General features: G+C 64.5%; 18 protein-coding genes. 12 read left to right on the top strand and 6 right to left on the bottom strand.

All coding sequences use genetic code 11. The features are described from left to right. Nucleotide 1: 1 nt before the first annotated feature. From CH271_RS01315 to CH271_RS01305, 3 genes are read right to left on the bottom strand one after another with little or no spacing between them, the layout of a single operon-like run. Nucleotides 2-1516 carry an ABC transporter substrate-binding protein gene (locus tag CH271_RS01315; RefSeq protein ID WP_094632218.1) on the bottom strand — a complete coding sequence of 505 codons (1515 nt, stop codon included), beginning with the start codon at nt 1514-1516 and terminating at the stop codon, nt 2-4. Beyond that, nucleotides 1513-2262 carry an ABC transporter ATP-binding protein gene (locus CH271_RS01310; RefSeq protein ID WP_094632216.1) on the bottom strand — a complete coding sequence of 250 codons (750 nt, stop codon included), beginning with the start codon at nt 2260-2262 and terminating at the stop codon, nt 1513-1515. Before CH271_RS01310 ends, CH271_RS01315 begins: the two co-directional genes overlap by 4 nt. After that, the gene (locus CH271_RS01305; RefSeq protein ID WP_094632214.1) at nt 2259-2984 is read right to left on the bottom strand and encodes an ATP-binding cassette domain-containing protein; all 726 of its coding nucleotides are present in this window, start codon (nt 2982-2984) and stop codon (nt 2259-2261) included. Before CH271_RS01305 ends, CH271_RS01310 begins: the two co-directional genes overlap by 4 nt. 98 nt (nt 2985-3082) lie before the next feature. Here CH271_RS01305 and CH271_RS01300 point away from each other — a divergent pair, with 98 nt between their 5' ends. The 5 genes from CH271_RS01300 to CH271_RS01280 all read left to right on the top strand — a co-directional run bounded on the left by CH271_RS01300 (nt 3083) and on the right by CH271_RS01280 (nt 9171). After that, nucleotides 3083-3592 (top strand): TIGR04338 family metallohydrolase, encoded by a 510-nt coding sequence (locus tag CH271_RS01300; RefSeq protein ID WP_037195237.1) that lies wholly within the window; start codon nt 3083-3085, stop codon nt 3590-3592. A gap of 52 nt (nt 3593-3644) precedes the next feature. Then, a complete protein-coding gene (locus CH271_RS01295; protein ID WP_094632212.1) occupies nt 3645-4409 on the top strand; it encodes an LLM class F420-dependent oxidoreductase in 765 nt (254 codons plus the stop codon). A gap of 85 nt (nt 4410-4494) precedes the next feature. Beyond that, entirely contained in the window at nt 4495-6303 is a 1809-nt protein-coding gene (locus CH271_RS01290) for an ABC transporter substrate-binding protein/permease (protein WP_094632210.1), read from the top strand. A 1-nt stretch (nt 6304) separates the two neighbouring features. Then, a complete protein-coding gene (locus CH271_RS01285; protein ID WP_037195243.1) occupies nt 6305-7033 on the top strand; it encodes an amino acid ABC transporter ATP-binding protein in 729 nt (242 codons plus the stop codon). Nucleotides 7034-7113: 80 nt separating this feature from the next. Next, nucleotides 7114-9171 (top strand): PhoX family protein, encoded by a 2058-nt coding sequence (locus CH271_RS01280; RefSeq protein WP_094632208.1) that lies wholly within the window; start codon nt 7114-7116, stop codon nt 9169-9171. Between the two features lie 114 nt (nt 9172-9285). Here the strand turns inward: CH271_RS01280 and CH271_RS01275 are convergent, their stop codons facing one another. After that, nucleotides 9286-9996: a glycoside hydrolase family 25 protein gene (locus CH271_RS01275; protein ID WP_094632206.1), complete on the bottom strand. Its 711-nt coding sequence runs from the start codon at nt 9994-9996 to the stop codon at nt 9286-9288. A 195-nt stretch (nt 9997-10191) separates the two neighbouring features. Between CH271_RS01275 and CH271_RS01270 the strand changes: the two genes are divergently transcribed. Then, a complete protein-coding gene (locus tag CH271_RS01270) occupies nt 10192-10878 on the top strand; it encodes a thioesterase domain-containing protein (RefSeq protein WP_037195692.1) in 687 nt (228 codons plus the stop codon). A gap of 9 nt (nt 10879-10887) precedes the next feature. On the opposite strand, the gene ggh is transcribed toward CH271_RS01270, so the two are convergent. Next, nucleotides 10888-12225, bottom strand: a complete 1338-nt coding sequence (gene ggh / locus CH271_RS01265) for a glucosylglycerate hydrolase (protein ID WP_094632204.1) — start codon at nt 12223-12225, stop codon at nt 10888-10890. Nucleotides 12226-12333: 108 nt separating this feature from the next. Between ggh and CH271_RS01260 the strand changes: the two genes are divergently transcribed. Both CH271_RS01260 and CH271_RS01255 read left to right on the top strand, forming a co-directional pair. Further along, complete coding sequence (locus tag CH271_RS01260) at nt 12334-12849, top strand: DinB family protein (RefSeq protein WP_094632202.1); 516 nt, start codon at nt 12334-12336, stop codon at nt 12847-12849. A 22-nt stretch (nt 12850-12871) separates the two neighbouring features. Beyond that, nucleotides 12872-13543 (top strand): SDR family oxidoreductase, encoded by a 672-nt coding sequence (locus tag CH271_RS01255; protein WP_094632200.1) that lies wholly within the window; start codon nt 12872-12874, stop codon nt 13541-13543. 74 nt (nt 13544-13617) lie between these two features. On the opposite strand, the gene CH271_RS28330 is transcribed toward CH271_RS01255, so the two are convergent. Then, on the bottom strand, nt 13618-13992 hold the full coding sequence (locus CH271_RS28330) for a LuxR C-terminal-related transcriptional regulator (RefSeq protein ID WP_141216638.1): 375 nt from the start codon (nt 13990-13992) through the stop codon (nt 13618-13620). Between the two features lie 283 nt (nt 13993-14275). Here CH271_RS28330 and CH271_RS01245 point away from each other — a divergent pair, with 283 nt between their 5' ends. The 4 genes from CH271_RS01245 to CH271_RS01230 all read left to right on the top strand — a co-directional run bounded on the left by CH271_RS01245 (nt 14276) and on the right by CH271_RS01230 (nt 19513). Next, on the top strand, nt 14276-15463 hold the full coding sequence (locus CH271_RS01245; RefSeq protein ID WP_143545987.1) for a TetR family transcriptional regulator: 1188 nt from the start codon (nt 14276-14278) through the stop codon (nt 15461-15463). Between the two features lie 46 nt (nt 15464-15509). Continuing rightward, on the top strand, nt 15510-17384 hold the full coding sequence (locus CH271_RS01240) for an ATP-binding protein (protein WP_143545986.1): 1875 nt from the start codon (nt 15510-15512) through the stop codon (nt 17382-17384). Nucleotides 17385-17512: 128 nt separating this feature from the next. Then, nucleotides 17513-18937 (top strand): phenylacetate--CoA ligase family protein, encoded by a 1425-nt coding sequence (locus CH271_RS01235; protein ID WP_094632194.1) that lies wholly within the window; start codon nt 17513-17515, stop codon nt 18935-18937. Nucleotides 18938-19087: 150 nt separating this feature from the next. Then, complete coding sequence (locus CH271_RS01230; RefSeq protein WP_094632192.1) at nt 19088-19513, top strand: pyridoxamine 5'-phosphate oxidase family protein; 426 nt, start codon at nt 19088-19090, stop codon at nt 19511-19513. Nucleotide 19514 lies beyond the last annotated feature (1 nt).

Genomic DNA, 19514 nt, shown 5'->3' with positions numbered 1-19514 from the left:
CTTACTCGAAGGCGGTCTGGTTGGTGATGAGCATGCGTTCCCTGGGATCGCGAGCGACGCCGGTCAGGCCTTCGGATTCACCCTGGATGACGCGTTCGTGCAGCATCGGTACAGCCGCATCCTTCTCCAGGATCAGCTTCTCGGCGTCCAGGATCGCGGCGCGGCGGTCGTCTCCTGGTTCGGTGGCCGATGCGTCTGCCAGTGCCGCGTCGACCTGCGGGTCGCAGAACTGGGAGATGTCGAACGATCCCTCGCAGGCGAAGTCGGAGTACATGTATGCCACCGGATCACCGGAATCGAGCACGGTCGCGCGGGAGAGGATGAAGGCATCGAATGCGCCACTGAGAGCGTCGGTTTCGATGAACTGGTACTCGCGCACCACCTGCTCGACCACGAAGCCCTTCGCCTCGAGTTCCTGCTGCAGCAGTACGGCAACCTCGGGGAGTTCGGCGCGGTCGGTGAAGGTCGCGAGGGTGATCTTCTTTCCGGTGGCATCGCCCGCCGGTGTCTCGGTGCGCACGGGACGGTCCGCCGCCCACGGCAGTGCGGGGCCGAGCAATCCGTTCGCGGCGTCGGCGCGGCCCTCGTAGACCTGCTCGACCAGGCGATCCTTGTCCACCGACTCCCGCGCGGCGGCACGCATGGCCGGATCCGCGAATACGCCGGCCGACGTGTTCAGGTACAGGGTGTTGGTGCGCGGCATCGGAACCTCGTGCACCAGTGACGGGTCGATGTTGCCGGCCTGCGACACCGGAATGGCCTCCACCACATCGGCGGTGCCGTTGCGTAGCGCTGCTGCGCGGGCCGTACCGTCGGGCACGAAGTCGACGTCGATGCCGGCGAGCTTCGCGGGCTCACCCCAGTAGTCGTCGTTGCGGTCCAGAGTGGCGCTGGATGTGCCGTTCACTCCGGTGAGCACGAACGGTCCGGTGCCGGTTCCGACGGGGTTGCTGCCACCGGCGGAATAGGCCTCGGGCGCAAGGATGGCGAGCTGCGGGCTCGAGAGGCGTTGCGGCACCAGTGGATCGATGTCCTCGGTGACCACCTCCACCGTGTCGTCGTCGGTGGCGGTCACCGTCAGCTCGACACCGTCGAGGATGCGCGGCTTCGGCGCGGCGGTAGTGGCAGCAGTCAGTGCGGTGACGACGGCGGCGGAGTCGAGTGGCGCACCGTTGTGGAACCTCACGTCGGGTCGGAGGTCGAAACTCCAGGTGCGCTCGTCGACGCGGCTCCAGTCGGTGGCCAAACCGGGCTGAGCATCACCGAGATCGTCGAGGGTGACGAGAGTTTCGGCGGTGGACCAGCGTGAGAGCTTGAAGGCATCGTCGCTGAACTGCGAGAGCCCCGAGCGTGGCGGTTGCAGCATCGCGACGCGGGCCCGATCTGCGGTGTCGTCGGCAGCACCCGAAGAGAAGCAGCCGGTGAGCGTGAGTGCACCTACCGCTGCCAGGGTGCCGATGCGGAACACGTTGGTAGACAACAGAGTGGTGGTCAATGGATCTCCTGTGATAATCATGCAAGCCGGGGTACGGCGTCGATCAGATCTCGGGTGCGGAAGTGCTGCGGTTCGGTGAGAATGTCTCGCACGCTGCCGGTTTCGACGATCCGGCCTTCGTGCATGACCGATACGTCGCTGCACAGTCGAGCGACCGCCGACAGGTCGTGGCTGACGATCAGCACTGCGCTGGGCAGTCCGGCCAGGACTGCGAGGACCTGCTCGCGCAGATCAGGGTCCAGTCCGCTGACCGGCTCGTCCGCCAGCAGGTACTGCGGTTCGCATGCCACCGCACGAGCGATCGCGACGCGTTGATTCTGACCGCCGGACAGTTCCGTCGGGCGGCGCTGCAGATAACGCTCGTCCAGTCCGACGGCAGCGAGTGCGGCACCTGCCTTGGCTCGATGATCGCCGTCGACGCCGAGGAGTCGCAGCGGCGTCGCCACCAGATCCAGGACACTGCGGCGTGGGTCGAGGCTGGTCGCAGGATCTTGGGGTACGTACTGCACGAGTCTGCGAAACCATCGGAGCGATCGCACGGAACCGGGACGTACTGTGCGCCCGTCCACTTCGATTGTTCCTTCGGAGGGCACATCCAACGCCAGCAGCATGCGCAACAACGTGGTCTTCCCCGAACCGGATTCGCCGACCACTCCTGTTCGACCGTCCGGCGGCAGCGTGAACGAGACACCGTTGACTGCGGTCCGAGACGAGCCGTGCCGAACGTAGGTGCGAGTGATACCCGTGGCCGTCAAGCCCGCACTCATCGCGCCACCAGCTGACGGAATGGGTCGGCGGCGCGAGCTCGATCGAGCATGCGTACCACGAGATCGGACTCCGGACTACCGAGAATCGCTGCCGTGGAGCCAGATTCGACGATGCGCCCCGAATCGAGAACCATCAGGTAATCACACAGCCGCGCGGCGACGGCGATGTCGTGTGTGATCATCAGCAGCGATGGCACCTCCCGCAGAGCGTCGAGAACCCGCGCCTGGCTCATCACGTCGAGCGCCGTCGTCGGCTCATCGGCAATCACCAGTGAACTCGCGCGCGCCAATGCGACTGCGATACAGACGCGTTGACGTTGGCCGCCGGACAGCTCGAGGGGGTGCGAGGCCAGGATGCGTTCGGTGTCGCGCAGACCCACGCGCTCGAGCAGTGCGGAGGCGTCGGGCGTGCGTAGTTGCCTTCCGACGGTGACCATCGGGTTCAGCGCGGTGGCCGAATCCTGGAAGACCATCGCCGGTCGGGCGGTGCGCGGCCTGCAGGGCGTCGGAACTCCGGCGACGTCGTGGCCGTCGACGGTGATGCGGCCGGTGCAGGTGATGCCCGGTGGCAGCGCTCCGACCAGTGCCGACGCGATCAGCGACTTTCCCGATCCCGACGCGCCCAGCAGGCCGAGGCGTCGACCCGCGGGGATCTCGAAGGACACGTGCCGGGCGATGCGGGTACGTCCGGCATCGATGCAGAGGTCATCGACGGCCAGCACGGTATCTCCTCAGCCTAGACATGTGAACGAATTCGACAATCGTTATCGATAGAAGACTGTAGGCGAGCCGGACGGACCACACAAATTAGGCTGGCCGGATGAGCAGGGCGAGGGACGCGCAGCGAGCGGCCGTCTACGACGCAGAACAACTGGTCCGCACCATGTTCGATCGCGCCGAGGAGCGGGGCCTTCGCATGGTGCAGGTGATGGGTTCGCAGATCACGCTGCCGATCGAGCGCAAGTTCGCCTCCATCGACTCGGTGCAGGCGTACGTCGACGCAGTACTCGCACTGGAGTGGGTGGCGGCCACGTGGCCCGAGGCCGGCCGCACGATCACCGTCCGAGCCCGCTCGGGATCGGGTGCTGCGCACTACGAACCGGACACGGCCACCATCGCCGTTCCCTTGCATCACGGCAACAGAGCGTGGGCGCTGCGAGAACTGGTGGTTCTGCACGAGCTTGCTCACCACTTCGCAGACGAGAACGAGCAGCAACACGGAGGCGCATTCGTCGATCGCTACATCACGCTCGTCAGCGAGATCGTCGGCTCCGAGGCCGGGTTCGTGCTGCGGGCGATGATGGCCGAGAGCGGCGTCCGCATCGGCTAGTGGTTTTCGGGTGCATCATGGGAGACGCAGCCCACACGACGAGGAGACCTTCATGACCGTCAAGATCGGTGTTCAGCTTCAGCCCCAGCACGCTCCCGATTACCAACTCATCCGCGACGCGGTGTTGCGGTCGGAGGATGCGGGCGTCGACATCGTTTTCAACTGGGACCACTTCTACCCGCTGTACGGCGATCTCGACGGTGCTCATTTCGAGTGCTGGACGATGCTGGGTGCCTGGGCCGAGCAGACGTCGAACGTCGAGATCGGCGCACTCGTCACCGGCGGCGGTTACCGCAACCCGGATCTGTTGGCCGACATGGCGCGCACCGTCGACCACATCAGCGGGGGCCGCTTGATCCTCGGAATCGGCGCCGGCTGGAACGAGAAGGACTACGACAACTTCGGCTACGAGTTCGGCACGGCCGGTTCGCGTCTGGCATTGCTGAAAGAGAGCCTCGCCAGAATCCGCCACCGCCTCGATGTCGGAAATCCGGCCCCAACCCGCGACATCCCGATCCTCATCGGCGGCGGCGGGGAGAAGAAGACGCTGAAGATGGTGGCCGAGTACGCACACATCTGGCACAGCTTCGCCGACCTCGAGGCGTTGAAGCGCAAGTCGAAGATCCTCGCCGAGCACGGCACCACCGTCGGACGCGACGTCTCGGGGATCACCCGGTCGGTCTCGTGGCCCGGCGCGGACACCGCTCAGGACTTCGTCGACGCCGGAGCAACGCTGTTCACCGTCGGCGTCAACGGACCCGAGTACGACCTGGCCGAGCTGGGCCAGGCCATCGCGTGGCGGGACGCGCACAAGTAAGCCAGCCCACTCCAGTTCGTTGAGCGAAACCCTTGCGCGTGCCGCGTTTGGGTGAGTGGGCCCTGGTCCGCTTAGGGTTTTGTACATGGTTGCCGTACGCGCCTCACGCGCGCTCGTGGTTCTCGTTCTCGGACTGTTGATGGCCCTCACGCTCGCCGCGTGTGGCACGTCGAACTCCGATGATCAGGCGGCTGCAGGTCCGACCGACCTGTGTGCCCCTCCCGGAGTCGACAGTGCGTCGTCCACCCCGACGAACTTCGACGCTGCCGCAGCGGCCGCGACGGAGGACAGGTACACGACGGAGAACGTCACTCCGCTGGACCGAGTGGACACGAACGCTCTGGGATTGGCGACGCCGGGAGTGCTCACCGTCGGCACCCTGTCCGACGCCCCGCCCAGCATCTGCCTGGAGTCGGCCGGCCAGTACACCGGCTACGACAACGAGCTGCTGAAGGCCGTCGCCGACAAGCTCGGCCTGCAGATCAACTTCTCGGGTACCGAGTTCTCGGGTCTGCTCGCGCAGGTTGCGGGCCGCCGTTTCGACGTCGGTTCGTCCTCGATCACGACGACGGACGAGCGACGCAACACCGTCGGCTTCACCAACGGCTACGACTTCGGCTACTTCTCACTCGTTGCTCAGACCGGCGGCCCGATCAGCAGGTTCGAGGACCTGAACGCGGGCAGCAGGATCGGCGTGGTGCAGGGCACCGTGCAGGACGACTACGTGGTCAACACTCTCGGCCTCGATCCGGTGAAGTTCCCGGATTACAACACCGCCTACGCCAATCTGCGGACCGGTCAGATCGACGCATGGGTGGCCCCGTCCCAGCAGGCGGAGGGCTTGGTCAAGCCGGAAGACGGCACGGCGATCACGCAGAACACGTTCTCGCTGAACAACTTCGTCGGCTGGGCCGTCGCCCGCGACAATCAGCCGCTGATCGATGCGCTGAACTCCGGCCTCGACGCGGTCATCGCCGACGGCACGTGGGCCACGCTGTACTCCGACTGGGTTCCTCGCGAATTGCCCGACGGGTTCAAGCCGGGAAGCAAGGCCGCCCCCGAGCCGGAGCTACCCGACTTCGCCGCCATCGCAGCACAGAACGACGCGAATGCTCCCGAAGCCGTTGCCGTTCAACCCAAATCCACGCTCGCGCAGCTGGGGGATACGTTCTTCGACTGGTCGCTGTACAAGTCCGCCATCCCCGACCTGTTCAAGGTGGGTCTGCCCAACACGCTGATTCTGGCGTTGGCGTCGGGCATCATCGGTACGGTCCTGGGCATGCTGCTGGCCCTGGCCGGCCTCTCTCGCACGCGCTGGCTGCGCTGGCCCGCTCGCGTCTACACCGACATTTTCCGCGGACTGCCCGCGGTGGTCATCATTCTGATCATCGGACTCGGCATCGGACCGGTGGTGCAGAGTGTGACCGGCGGCAACCCGTACTGGCTCGGCGCTGCGGCACTCTCGCTGCTCGCCGCCGCGTACATCGGCGAGATCTTCCGATCCGGCATCCAGAGCGTCGAAGCCGGACAGATGGAAGCTGCACGCGCACTGGGCTTCAGCCAACGTCGCTCGATGAACCTGGTGGTCGTCCCGCAGGGTGTCCGACGCGTCCTGCCTGCGCTGATGAACCAGTTCATCTCACTGATCAAGGACTCGTCGCTGATCTACTTCCTCGGATTGCTCGCCACCCAGCGTGAGCTGTTCGCGGTCGGTCGAGATCTCAACGCGCAGACCGGAAACCTGTCCCCGCTCGTCGCGGCCGGATTGTTCTACCTGGTGCTGACAGTGCCGCTCACCCATCTCGTGAACTACATCGACAAGCGACTGCGCACCGGCAAGGCCGAGCAGACGCTGGACCCGGTCGAGCAGGCCGTCGTCGTGGAAAGAGGCTGACATGACTTCTGTTTCGCTCGTGGGCAAGGACATTCACCTGTCCTTCGGTACCAACAAGGTGCTGCGCGGGGTGAGCATCGACGTCCCGGCCGGCACGACCACGACGGTCATCGGACCGTCGGGCTCGGGCAAGTCGACGCTGCTGCGTGCTCTCAATCGACTGCACGAGCCGGAGCAGGGCGACATCCTGCTCGACGGTAAATCGGTGCTGAAGGACAACCCCGACCAGTTGCGGCAACGCATCGGCATGGTGTTCCAGCAGTTCAACCTGTTCCCGCACAAGAGCGTTGCCGACAACATCGCCCTCGGCCCACAGAAGCTGCTCGGCCTGTCCAAGGAGGCGGCTCGCGCGGCCGCGATGGATCAGCTCGAGTTGGTCGGTTTGGCCAACAAGGCGGATTCGCGTCCGGGCAATCTCTCCGGCGGACAGCAGCAGCGCGTCGCCATCGCGCGAGCACTGGCCATGAAGCCCGAGGTCATGTTCTTCGACGAGGCCACCTCCGCTCTCGACCCCGAGTTGGTCAAGGGCGTGCTGGCATTGATGGCCGACCTCGCCAAGGGCGGAATGACCATGGTGGTGGTGACCCACGAAATGGGATTCGCGCGATCGGTGTCCAACCGGGTGCTGTTCATGGATCACGGCAGCGCCGTCGAAACCGGAACGCCGGAACAGTTGTTCGACGATCCGCACACCGACCGACTGAAGACCTTCCTCTCGCAGGTGCTGTAGCACGTTAGGGCATCCTCGTTGTCCGCGACTTCACCTGAACGTTCCTTTACTTTCGCTTTTGGGTGACAGCGTGCCGTGTCATGAAGCCACTACCCTTGTTCGCGGTTCACGACGGAAGCTCCAAGCGCTCATCATTGACGTGCAAGTACAAGTGCGGCGATGCGTGCTTCCACGAGATTCCCAATACGTCGAAGGGCGAGTACTTCGGCGACATCGTCAAGACCGCGATGTCGCGGCGTGGCGTCATCAAGGGTGGAGCGATGGCAGTGCTCGCCGTGGGCGCGGGCAGTGCTCTCGCGGCATGCTCGACCGACGAGCCCGCCACCACCGGAAGCGGAACCTCGAGCACGTCGGGTGCCGATACCCCGCCCGTCGACGGTGTGGATTTCGTTGCGGTGGAACCGAACACCGAGGACGCGGTCGTGGTACCCGAGGGCTACGAACAAGGCGTCGTCATCCGCTGGGGTGACGCGGTGGTGGCAGGCGCACCGGCGTTCGACTTCGACAACCAGACGGCCGCTGCGCAGGAGAAGCAGTTCGGCTTCAACAACGACTTCGCCGGCCTGCTGCCGATCGAGGGCACGCCCAACGCGCACCTACTGGTGGTCAACCACGAATACAGCACCGAGCCGGCGATGTTCAAGGGCTACGACGCGGAGAACCCCACCCGCGAGCAGTTCGATGTCGCCCTTGCCGCACACGGACTTTCGGTTGTGCAGGTGCAGGGGGAATCCGGCACCGGCAAACTGACGCCTGCCATGGGGCAGTACAACCGCCGCATCACCGGCACCACCGAGTTCGTCGTCACCGGCCCCGCCGCGGGCAGCGATTTCCTCAAGACGAGCGTCGACCCCACCGGCACCACGGTGTTCGGCACGTTCAACAACTGCTCGGGCGGCCTGACACCGTGGGGAACGGTGCTCTCCGGCGAGGAGAACTTCAACCAGTACTTCGGCAACGCCGAGTCGGTCACCGATCCCGTGATGGCGCAGCGTCTCTCGCGCTACGGAGTCGAAGGTGCCGCGAGCGACCGCAAGTGGGAGCGCTTCGACAAGCGCTTCGATCTGGCGCAGGAGCCCAACGAGGTCAACCGCTTCGGATACATCGTCGAGGTCAATCCGTGGGATCCGCAGTCGGCCCCGATCAAGCACACCGCGCTCGGCCGTTTCAAGCACGAGGCCGCAACGATCCACGTCACCGATGACGGCACCGTGGTGGCCTACAGCGGCGACGACGAACGCTTCGACTACATGTACAAGTTCGTCTCCAGTCGAAAGATGATGCCCGGCACCGGCCAGGCCGCGATGCGCAACAACCTGACGTTGCTCGACGCGGGCACGCTGTACGTCGCCACCCTCACCGGCGATACTCCCGACGAGATCGACGGATCCGGCACCCTGCCGTCCAACGGTGAATTCCGTGGCACCGGAACGTGGATCCCGCTGCTCGAGACCGGCGAGAACGGCCGTGGCACGTCCCTCGTCGACGGTATGTCGGCCGAGGAGGTCGCAGTGTTCACCCGTCAGGCAGGCGACAAGGTGGGCGCAACCAAGATGGACCGCCCCGAGGACTTCGAGCCCAACCCGGTGACCGGCAAGGTCTACGTCGCGCTGACGAACAACTCCAACCGCGGCACCGAGGGCAAGGCGGCCGCCGACGAGGCCAACCCCCGCAACACCAACAAGAACGGTCAGGTGCTCGAGCTCGACGACGACCACGCGGGCACGTCCTTCACCTGGAACCTGCTGCTGGTCTGCGGTGACCCGAACGAGGCCGACACCTACTTCGGCGGCTTCGACAAGAGCCAGGTCAGCCCCATCTCGTGCCCCGACAACCTGGCGTTCGACGCCAAGGGCAACCTGTGGGTCTCCACCGACGGCAATGCTCTCGACTCCAACGACGGCCTGTTCGCCGTAGTGCTCGACGGCCCACGCCGAGGTGAGACCCGCCAGTTCCTGACGGTTCCCGCCGGCGGTGAGACCTGCGGTCCCATCGTCTCCGACGAGCGGGTCGTGGTGTGCGTACAGCACCCGGGCGAGAGCGACGACGCCACCGCCGACGCACCGATCTCGCATTGGCCCGACGGCGGCGACACCCAGCCGCGGCCCTCCGTCGTCGCAGTGTGGAAGTCTGCGTAGCAGTTCGGAATCGGCAGTGAACCGAAAGCGCCCGCAGTCGAAAGCAGTCGACTGCGGGCGCTTTTCCGTTCTCGCGCTACTGGTGTGGTTGCGAGACGTACAGGTGGACGGGCGTCACCAACGAGCGAGTGCCCTCAACGATTCCGGCGTGCCCGCGTAGTGGTTGATGTCCGTACGCCCGTCGATTCCGGGAATCGTGCCGCGATCGGTGAACTGCCAGAACAGCCACTCGGTCCAGCCGCCGGGGAGCGGCCCCAGCTCGTCGCCGTAGTCGGCGATCCACAGCGGATAGTTGTTGAACTCGTGGGTGTCGGCCATCGCCGTCCGCCAGAAGTTCGGATAGGTGTAGATGATCGGCTGACGGCCGGTCAGCGTCTGGACCGTGTCGAGGTACCGGTGCGTCCAGTCGATCACCTCGGCTGGCGACCGGCCCTTCGCATCTTCGAGGTCGAGCACGGGCGGCAGATCGCCAGGTCCGTTGATGCCCAGCACCAGTGCCGAGTAGTACGCGCCCTGCAACTCTGGCGAGAGCGTCACATCGGCGTAGTGGTACGCCCCGCGCGCCACGTTCGCCGTACGCATGACGATGGAATCCTCGACGAAAAACGGGTTGACGTAATCCAGCCCTTCGGTGGCCTTGACCATCGCGAATCCGTGGCCTGCAGCCTTGACGGCGTGCCAATCGATCGAGGTGCCGTCGATGTGTTGCCACGACGAGACGTCCGGTCCCTGCGGAACGGCGGACGCTATCCCTGGCGCAGCACAGGCGATGACACCGACCGAGAACAATCCGAACAGGGCACGCAACGTGCGGGAGAAGAACACTCGGGTGAGATTAGGGGCCCGGACCTGGGCACTCAATGGTGAACAGTCACTAATGCACTCTGTTCACAGACGTGGTTGAGTCGTCACTGATGAGACGTGGGTAACACTCACGCTGCCGACAGCGACATACCCAGAGTCGGCACGAACAAACCCAATGGAAACACGAACTACATCTCTTGGCTCGGAGGCGCACCCATGACTGTCGTGAACGATCTCTCGCATCTGGCTCTCACGGAACTCGACCCGTCCGACTACGCGGTGCCGACCATCGCGCCGATCCGAAGCACCGGACACCTCGACCCTGTGTTCTGCATCCATCCCCTGGTGGGTCTGGTCGACTGCTACGTGGGTCTGGCAGCTCACGTCGACGACGACCGCCCCATCTACGGCGTCCAGGTACCCGCGTCCGGTGAGCGCGCCGAATCCTTCGCAGCACTGGCGGCGCAGTACGCCGACGACATCGCTCGCATCCAGACCGACGGCGCCGTCCACCTTCTGGGCATGTCGTTCGGTGGAGTTCTCGCCCACGCCATCGCCGTCGAGCTGCAGAACCGGGGCATCAGCGTCGGCGCACTGACGCTGCTGGACAGCGACCCTGTGCTGGCCCGCGCCGAGGGCGCAGATCTCCTCGGAGCCATGGGCGACGAGATCGATCGCAGCCATGTCGAGGAACTGCTCGCCGTCGCGTCGCACAACGACGAACTCGTCCAGCGCCACCTGCCCGGCATCTACTTCGGCGACATCCTGGCCGTCTCGTCCCTGGGCACCGACTCCGGTTCCGCGTGGCATCCCTTCGTCTGCGGCACCGTCGCCAAGTACCTCGTGCCCGACGCCACCTCGTTCGACGTCGTCGGCCCTCTCGTCGAGAGCTACCTCGACTGACCCTGCTCGCTACCCCAGCCAGTCCAGCACGGCCGCGGCCGTCCAGGATTGCTGCATGCTGCCGAGCGGCTTGCCCGTGAACGGCTCGTAGTACTCGGCGAAGCTGCCGTCGCTGGCCTGGCGCAAGCCTTCGTCGCGCAGCGACAGTGACCGCTCCGACCACCCGCGACGCGCAAACGCCCACGAGAACAGCCACGTCATCACCGGCCACACCGGCCCGCGCCAATACTCACGGGCACGGAAATCCTTCGACACCGGCGACGTCGACGGCGGAACCGCGTACCGCAGATCCGGATGTCCACAGAATCGTGTGCCCTCGAAGATCCGCAGTAGGTTGCGCTCCTGCTCGCGCGGCAGTCCGCCGCACAGCAACGGAGCGAACATCGCGATGGTCTCGGTGCCGATCCACTGACCCGTCCGCAGATCGAAGTCACGGGCCCCACCGGAGCGCGCGTCCGTCGTCGCGATGACTCCCTTGCGGAACTTCTCCGCCCACGACCGCAGCTCCCGAACATCGGAGTGGGGACGCGAATGGTCCTCGCCGATGGTCGCGAGCACATCGCAGGCCACCGCGAAGATGGCGCTGACGAACACATCTTCGACGGCAAAGCTCATCTTCGTCTTCAATGCATCGTCGTCGTACCCGACCTGCTTCATCTCCTCGACGAGCCAGATGTAGCGGTCGTACTCGAGATTGCTGGGCCGCTGGGAGGCATCGGAGATGACCGCCTTGTCCTCCCGGAAGTACGGATCCATTTCTCCGGGAACCACATTCGCGTAGGCCGAATCCCACCGTGGCGAATTGTCCATCCCCGACTCCCAGCCGTGGAAGACGGCGACTCTTCCGTTGTCGTCGACGTCGCGGGCCTGGGCGAGCCAGCGATGCCACCGCACCAGATCACCCCAGCGTCGATCGAGAAACTCCTCGGCGACGGCACGCGTCGTGCGTCCGTGGCGCTTGGAATGATCGAGGATGCGCTGCACGGCAATCGCGTGCACCGGTGGCTGGGTGATGCCCGAGGTCTGCGGGTTCATCGGCGCGTGCGGGGCGAGCGTGCCGGTGGCCCACCGCGCCGGACCGGGAAAGTAGCCGTCGACACCGTTGGCGAAGACGATGTGCGGGATCATCCCGTTCTTCCACTGCGCCGAGAGCAGCGTGTCCATTTCCACCACGGCGCGCTCGACACTCAGCGGTGCGAGCCCGACGGAAACGAACGCCGCGTCCCAGCTCCACATGTGCGGATACAGCCTCGGGGCCGCGCTGGTCATGGTACCCAGGTCGTTGCCCCTGAGCAGATATGCCGCGCGCGCCGCCAACTGCGTGGAAGTGAAACCTCGATCGCCCATGCAGACAGTTTGCGTCCGCGCGCGCGATTCCGCTCGTTTCGATTGCGGACCGACCCTGTCCGCGATCCTTCCTACAGTGGTTTTCACCAGCCCACCCAGGAGGAAACAATGGCCACCGAAAACACCGACATCGAGAAAATGCTCGCCGAACAGCGCGCGAACTTCCTCATCACGGTCCGCGGCATCAGCGAAGAACAGGCGCACACCCGAACGACCGCCAGCGAGCTCACCCTCGGCGGACTGCTGCATCACGTGATCAGCAACGAACGGCACTGGATGAAGGTGATCGCCGAACTCGACGACACGGCCGAGTTCGACATGGAATCCGCCGGTGACGAATACGTCATGGCCGAGAACGAAACGGTCGCGGGGTTGATCGCCGAATGGGAAGAGGTGGCACGCTCCACCTCGGCTGCGCTGGAGACGTTGGACCTCGACCTGTCGGTCCCGGTGCCGACGGCACCCTGGGCACCCGAACGCATCTGGCAGAGTGCGCGATTCACAGTGCTGCACATCCTGCGCGAGATATCCCAACACGCGGGACACGCAGACATCATTCGCGAAGAGCTCGACGGCGCGAACACCACACAGACCTGGGCGGCCGCGGCGGGGATGAGCTTCTAGACCCTCTGGTTACTGTGGCTGTATGACTCGTACTGCGTTGGTGACCGGAGCAAGCCGTGGCCTCGGGGCCCACATCGCCCGACTACTCGCCCCGGATCACCACGTCCTGCTCGGCGGACGATCGACCGAGTCTCTCGCACCGATCGCGTCGGAACTGGCCGGATCCACCCCGTGGCCGGTGGAGCTGACCGATCCCGACGCGGTGGCGGCCGCCGCGGCGGGCATCGATTCTCTTAACGTGTTGGTGCACAACGCCGGAGTCGCGGCGCTGGGGACGGTCGAGGAGTCGACGGCCGAGGATTGGCGGCGACAGTACGAGGTGAACGTCATTGCCGTCGTCGAGCTGACCCGGCTGCTGCTGCCGGCGCTGCGAAAGGCGAACGGTCATGTGGTGCTGATCAATTCGGGTGCAGGCATTCGCGCGAACCCCGGTTGGGGCGGTTACGCGGCGAGCAAGTTCGCACTCCGGGCCTTCGGCGATGCACTGCGGCAGGAAGAGCCGTCGTTGCGCGTGACCTCACTGCATCCGGGACGCATCGACACCGAGATGCAGCAGGAGATCGTCGCGCACGAGGGTGGGGAGTACGACGGCTCGAAGTTCCTGCAGCCCAGCACCGTTGCCCGTGCAGTGCGCAATGCGATCGATACGCCTGCCGACGCTCATCCCACGGAAGTGGTGCTGCGCACCAGGTGAGTGGAAATGCCCGCGGTCGTTGCGCAGGCTCCACTCCGGCCTCGTAGTAGGGGTCGAGTTTCCGCTCACAGCGCTCAGAGATCGTCGAGTTTCACTATGCCGTCTTGCAGAGCCCGGGCGACCAGTGTCGCCTTCGTCGGCGCAGCCCGACCGACGCGGGAGTATTTGTCGCGAATTCGGGTCAGGTGTGTGTTGACGGTTCCCAGGGCGATGTGGAGACGAGCACCGACTTCGACTTTGGTGTCGCAGTTCAACCAGACCTTCAGGACTACAACTTCACGCTCCGTCAGTCCGGGTGACGTGTACGTCGGCGCTGGCCGTTGGCCATGATCTCGCCCCGAGGCAAGAGTGGAACGGGTGACGGGCGGCCTCGGGCCGAGGGGTTTGCGCACTGTCCCGGGCACTGCGACGCGCGTCTGGACTTGGGGTCGATGATCGATCAACACCATCTGGTCCTCCTCGAGATACCGGCCTTGAGGCCGATGTGTATCGGACCACGGCCCTGAACCCCCTGCAACACAAACCAATTCGAGAAGAACATCGATTCGAGTGTTCGGTCTACACCGAGATGTAGTGATAACTAAACAGTGCGGGCGCGGTCACCGGATTGCTATAGTTCGTGATCCACTCAGGTGCTCTGAAGTCCAGTGAAGGCGGTTGACGTTGAACCCTAGGCCTGTCCCGCGTGAACAATTTCTCCACGCCGGATACCGGCTCCTGAACGAAGTGGACATGACCGATCTCGCCCGGTCGCTGTCCATCTCGGCGGTAGTCGACGGTGCTGGGCTGTCGCACCAGACGTTCCACAACACCTACCCAGGGAACTCCCGCAGCGGAGGTTCCGGCGGCAAAGAAGCGTTTGTGGCGGATCTGCTCGACAACCTCACCGTGAATTACAGCGGAACTGCACCGACCGACCCGCCTGCCGGGCTACGAGACGCGGCCGCACCCGTGTCCGCCCTATTCGAAGACCTGACCTCCGGCCTGATGCGGCGGCGCCTGGTCGCCACCTTGCTCGCTACCGACCACGACGGGGCACGCAAAGCCGTCACCCCCGAATTCGAGCGACTGGACGCCGACCTGCGCACCAAGGTGGGTCAGGCTATCCAAGCTCAGGGCGGGTCCGTCCGCCAACCGATGTCACTGACCTCCCTCTCCACTGTCCTCGGAGCTCTGCTCGACGGACTCGCACTACGAGAGATGCTGACTCCCGGTTCCTTCTCCGGGGACGACATTGCCGCAACGACCACCTCGATCCTGCGGTGGGCAATCGATCCACTGCATTCCGATCGGCAGGCACACGACCCTGAACCGGCATACCCTTCCGACGACTCCGACGCTCTACGGCCAGACCTCGAGGCCGACGTGATCGCCGCAACGGAAGCTCTGTTCGTCGACAACGGATACTTTCTCGTAACTCTCGCCGATATCGCGGCGGCCGCACGCCTCCGAGCCGACGACCTTAGACGGCTGTTCCCGAGCAAAGTCGACATCATCGTGGCCGCGCTGAAACCGAAATTCGATCGCGTACTGCGATTGCGGCGAGCCGATGAGCGTCTCGGCGTCGAACCCGCTATCGCATTGCGCCGCACTCTGATCGAAGTAGGCGAATTCGTGATCGACAACCGAGCCATGAGTTCCGGGATGCTGCTCGCCTTGAGCTTCGAGCAGTTTCAGCAACCCAACACCGTCACCACAGTTCTGGAAAACCTGTACCTGCCATCTGCGGTGATCCCGATCCTGGAACGGGGACGCGAAGCGGGCGTGTTCAGCGATGAAGCACCGACGATCGAGGCGGCAATCATGCTGACCAACAACGTCCTGTTTCGATGCTTGACGCGGCCGACCGAAACGGCAGTCGACGTTGCCGACGGCGTTCTCCGACTGCTCATGCCCGGCATCGCAACAAGGACCCCATAAGGGTGCCGCACCACCGCGCCGATTACTGCGGCGTGGCGAGGTGAGTGTGACCGAAATGGATCCCATGCACTGGGATCGATTGGCACGACTGTCGCAGCACCTGCTCGACGACATCGAAGTCGGATCCGGGGACCACGGCACCTGGTATGTGAGTCGCGATATCGAGGCCGCGTTGCTTCGACGCACTGTCCTGGGATCCGAGCCGCAGATCGTGGTCGGTGAGGCCGGGCACGGAAAATCGACACTGCTGTGGTCGCTGCACCGAGCGCTACAGGAGCAGGGGCTCCATCCGCTGCTGGTCTCTGCCACCTGGCTCCATCCTGGAGACGACGGTATACGTACAGCCTCGAACGCCGAGATCATCTCCGCCATCACCGGTCGACCCGGCGCCATACTGTTGCTCGACACCGCGGACCTGATGCTGCACAGCCGCTCTGCTCGCCACGACATCATCGACCTGGTCACAGTGCTCGCTCGGACGGCAGTCCCCGTAGTTCTGACGACCAGGCCGCTCGAAGGACAAAGCCTTCCCGCGAACCTTGGGCACAAGATCACCCTCGGGCCGTTCTCCTCGAACTCCGAACTCCCGACCGCAATCGAGGCCCTGACCGTCGAATTCATCGCCGACGACTCGGTGATGTCCACGAATCCGGTGTCGGCGATCCAGTCCGCCCTGGCCCGCGGTGCTCTCGTCGACGACGTGTGCACCAGCCCCTTGCTGCTCAGACTGCTCTTCTCATTGTCGGCACCACATTTCCCTCAGCTCGAACTCGACGTCACCGGCCTCTACAACCTGTTCTGGTCTCGCCGTATCGTCAGCGATCACCGCTCCGGACCGGAGGTACCGGCTGAGGACTCCGATGACCTCTCGGCCAGTGCTGGGTTTCTGGCGATCGCCATGCTCGCTCTGGGCACACCCGAACCACCCGTCGACGTCCTTGTTCGACGCGCGGCGCAGGTCGCCGCATCGGCGGACCATGCGTACGACGACGTGGTCCTACGCAGACATGTACGGGCACTGACCCGGCGCGGAGTGCTGGTGACAACCGACAATCGTGCCCGGTTTCTCCATCAAACGTTCTTCGAGTTCGCCGCCGCCAAGGGTCTCGCCAACAGGGGAGCCGAAGACGAACTGCCGAGATTGACAGCTCGTGTTGCACAGACGCCCGACGATTTGTTCGTCGGTGCCGTGGTCGAACAAACCTTGATCATCCTGGGAGCAGATCGGCTGGCCAGACCCGCCGTCCGCGCGAGCTGTCAGACCCTCATCCGCACCGGGCTTCCGTATCCCATCTCGATTGCCATGACCGCGTGGGCGCATCACCCGGCACTACTCGAGCTCACCGCTGACATGTTCGCTGCGGTCGCCGATGACCAGCTGCGTCATTACCTGACGACGCTGCCCTTGCTGGACTCACGGCAATTCGCCCAGCGTGCACGAGATTTCGGCAACCGACTCGACATCATTCCCAGGGGAACAGGAACAGGAACATTTCACGAAATATTGTCGCCCCACGACAGCTCGGTTCATCCGCCGAAGTCGCGGGGGCCAGACGGACTCACCGCGTACCACGAGCGCCTCGTTCGTGCCCTGCAGCGCGTGGAGGCCCGGCGGGGTGAACTGGAACGCGCCACGGATGAGGCCTACCGTGCGATTCGACGCGCGGCTGGCAGCAAGGACGACGATCATCTCGGCCGCATCTTGTTCAGCATTTCCCGATCTGCGTTCTATCGGTTGAAAGCCGGTTCGAGTTGGAGTGCACCTGGGGAAAAGCTCTGCGCCGACATAGATGCTCACGGTGACACCATCGGCGAGCGCTTCGACCTCACGCGGTTGCACGACGCCTACGTGGTCGCGGTTCAGGACGCGGACGATGCCCGCCATGCCAGGGATAGGCATGGCGGATCCGCAGGTCGGTGATGTTCGTCGCCAGTTCTGAGTTTCTCGAGAAGTGGAACAAGCACGCCGTGCGATCGGATCACACCGTCCCCCAACGTGATTCCCGTTCACCGCCCGTCCGGCGGTGGACATGATCGAAAGGTCAGGCCATGAACCCGGCAGATCGGCACGACCCAACACACACGGCTCTCCGGCTCGTCCAGTCCATCGCGCTCTCCGTGCCCGCGTATCGCCGTCTCCTGGCCGAGCACGGAATCGAGATCGACGCGATCGCCACGATGACCGACCTCGCTCGATTGCCGACCACCTCGAAGGACAACTACCGACGAACCAACATCCTCTCCGATCTGCAGGCCGGCGGACCCGAGGAAGTCGAGACCATCGCAAGCAGCGCCGGATCTTCGGGCACCCCGACCTTCTGGTCACGTGGCCAGCGGAGCACCGATCACGGAGCAGCGATGTTCGGGCACGTACTGCGGGAATGTGCCGACACGGAACAGCGCACGACTCTCGCCCTCGTGACGTTCCCACTCGGTCCGTACATAGGAGGTGCCTTCATGTACGCCATGTTGCTCGAACTCCGGAAGCGTGGTCACCGGCTCTCGATAGCGACCCCAGGCATGGATCCCGACGTCATTGCGGAGGTGGTGTCCGAGGCCGCAGATGGATATCAGCAGATCGTCATCTTCGCGTATCCCCCTATTGCCCGAGACCTCCTCGACACCCACGGCGAGCTGCTTCGACGGCACGACGTCGTGATCATCGTCGGCGGTGAACCCGTCAGCGAAGCATGGCGATCCCTCGTCCACGGCATGCTCGGCGACCCCGACGGAGACCGAGTGCGCGTGGTGTACGGGGCAACCGACGTCGGATTCGTCGGCTACGAAACGGCAGCCACAATCGCCATACGCTCAGCGTCAGTTGAGGATTCGGTCTTGAACCGCACGATGTTCGGTACCGAGTACGCCGAAGGAGATGTCGTGCAGCAACCCGCATTCGTGCAGTATCGACCCGAGTTCACCTACATCGAAGTCGATTCCGACGGGTACCTACTCTTCACGGTCGGCGGCGTACTACCGCTGGTGCGGTACCGGGTGAACGACAGGGGTGAAACCCTCGTCGGCAGCGCCGTCCGCGAACGACTGGCCGACGCCGGCTATCCTGCTCTGGCGGACGGTATCGACCCGAATGCGCACTATCTGTTGGTTTTCGGACGAACCGACGTCGCCGCCATCTACAGTGCCGTCAACATCTATCCGGACTACTTGCGGCCGGCCGTCGAACACATCTCTCTGGCAACACGATTGACGGGACGGTTCATCGCTCGCTGCGAGACCGACAGCGAACAGCGCCAGACATTGACGCTCGACGCCGAGCTTCGGCCCACACTGGAATCCGATCCCGATACTGCCGAACAACTCCGGCAGCTGTCCATCGCCAGCCTTCGACAATTGAGCGCGGAATACCGCATCGTGCACAACCAGAAGGGTCACGACGCAGAACCCGTCGTACGCCTGCGGCCGTTCCGCTCCGCCGGCTTCGTCACCGGAGGTAAGCAGAAGTCGATCGACTAGGCACCTCCGCTCAGCCCCCCCCGCACCCGTCCTGCCGACGGGTGCGGGCACCTCACCTGCCCGAGGACCCGTCCACTCAGAGTCCTCACGCGACGCTCGGTCATGGTCGCAGGTCTGGAACTCGGTCTGCGAAAGTCCTACGGTTGAGTCATGGCACTGTCGAAGGCAGAACGCGAAGAGTTTCTGGCCGAGTCTCACGTCGCCGCGCTGTCCGTGGCCGCGGGCCCGGATCGTGGTCCGTTGACCGTCCCCATCTGGTACGACTACACACCTGGCGGCCAGGCCTGGGTTCTCACCGGCAAGACGTCCAGAAAAGCCGAATTGATCAGAGCCGCAGGACGATTCACGCTCATGATCGAGCAGTCGAATCCGACCATCAGATACGTGTCCGTCGAGGGACCGGTTGCGCGGGAAGAGCCGAGTACGCCGGAGCTACTACGCGCCATGGCTGCCCGCTACCTACCGCCGGAGAAGGTCGACGGCTACCTCGAGATGGCCAACAGCGAGCACGAAGAGAACGTGGTGTTCCACCTGCAGCCGGAGCACTGGCTGTCGGCCGATCTGGGCGCGATCTGAG

Origin of the sequence: Rhodococcus sp. 05-340-2, from assembly GCF_002258915.1 — a bacterium.
GTDB lineage: Bacteria > Actinomycetota > Actinomycetes > Mycobacteriales > Mycobacteriaceae > Rhodococcoides.
This window is presented reverse-complemented; position numbering and strand designations above follow the sequence as displayed.

Coding starts and splice junctions, on each gene's coding strand:
- CH271_RS01255 (WP_094632200.1), top strand. CDS start 12,872: ATGACTCGTACTGCGTTGGTGACCGGAGCAAGCCGTGGCCTCGGGGCC.
- CH271_RS01280 (WP_094632208.1), top strand. CDS start 7,114: ATGAAGCCACTACCCTTGTTCGCGGTTCACGACGGAAGCTCCAAGCGC.
- CH271_RS01270 (WP_037195692.1), top strand. CDS start 10,192: ATGACTGTCGTGAACGATCTCTCGCATCTGGCTCTCACGGAACTCGAC.
- CH271_RS01235 (WP_094632194.1), top strand. CDS start 17,513: ATGAACCCGGCAGATCGGCACGACCCAACACACACGGCTCTCCGGCTC.
- CH271_RS01310 (WP_094632216.1), bottom strand. CDS start 2,262: ATGAGTGCGGGCTTGACGGCCACGGGTATCACTCGCACCTACGTTCGG.
- CH271_RS01295 (WP_094632212.1), top strand. CDS start 3,645: ATGACCGTCAAGATCGGTGTTCAGCTTCAGCCCCAGCACGCTCCCGAT.
- CH271_RS01300 (WP_037195237.1), top strand. CDS start 3,083: ATGAGCAGGGCGAGGGACGCGCAGCGAGCGGCCGTCTACGACGCAGAA.
- ggh (WP_094632204.1), bottom strand. CDS start 12,225: ATGGGCGATCGAGGTTTCACTTCCACGCAGTTGGCGGCGCGCGCGGCA.
- CH271_RS01260 (WP_094632202.1), top strand. CDS start 12,334: ATGGCCACCGAAAACACCGACATCGAGAAAATGCTCGCCGAACAGCGC.
- CH271_RS01315 (WP_094632218.1), bottom strand. CDS start 1,516: ATGATTATCACAGGAGATCCATTGACCACCACTCTGTTGTCTACCAAC.
- CH271_RS01230 (WP_094632192.1), top strand. CDS start 19,088: ATGGCACTGTCGAAGGCAGAACGCGAAGAGTTTCTGGCCGAGTCTCAC.
- CH271_RS01245 (WP_143545987.1), top strand. CDS start 14,276: ATGACCGATCTCGCCCGGTCGCTGTCCATCTCGGCGGTAGTCGACGGT.
- CH271_RS01285 (WP_037195243.1), top strand. CDS start 6,305: ATGACTTCTGTTTCGCTCGTGGGCAAGGACATTCACCTGTCCTTCGGT.
- CH271_RS01290 (WP_094632210.1), top strand. CDS start 4,495: ATGGTTGCCGTACGCGCCTCACGCGCGCTCGTGGTTCTCGTTCTCGGA.
- CH271_RS28330 (WP_141216638.1), bottom strand. CDS start 13,992: ATGGTGTTGATCGATCATCGACCCCAAGTCCAGACGCGCGTCGCAGTG.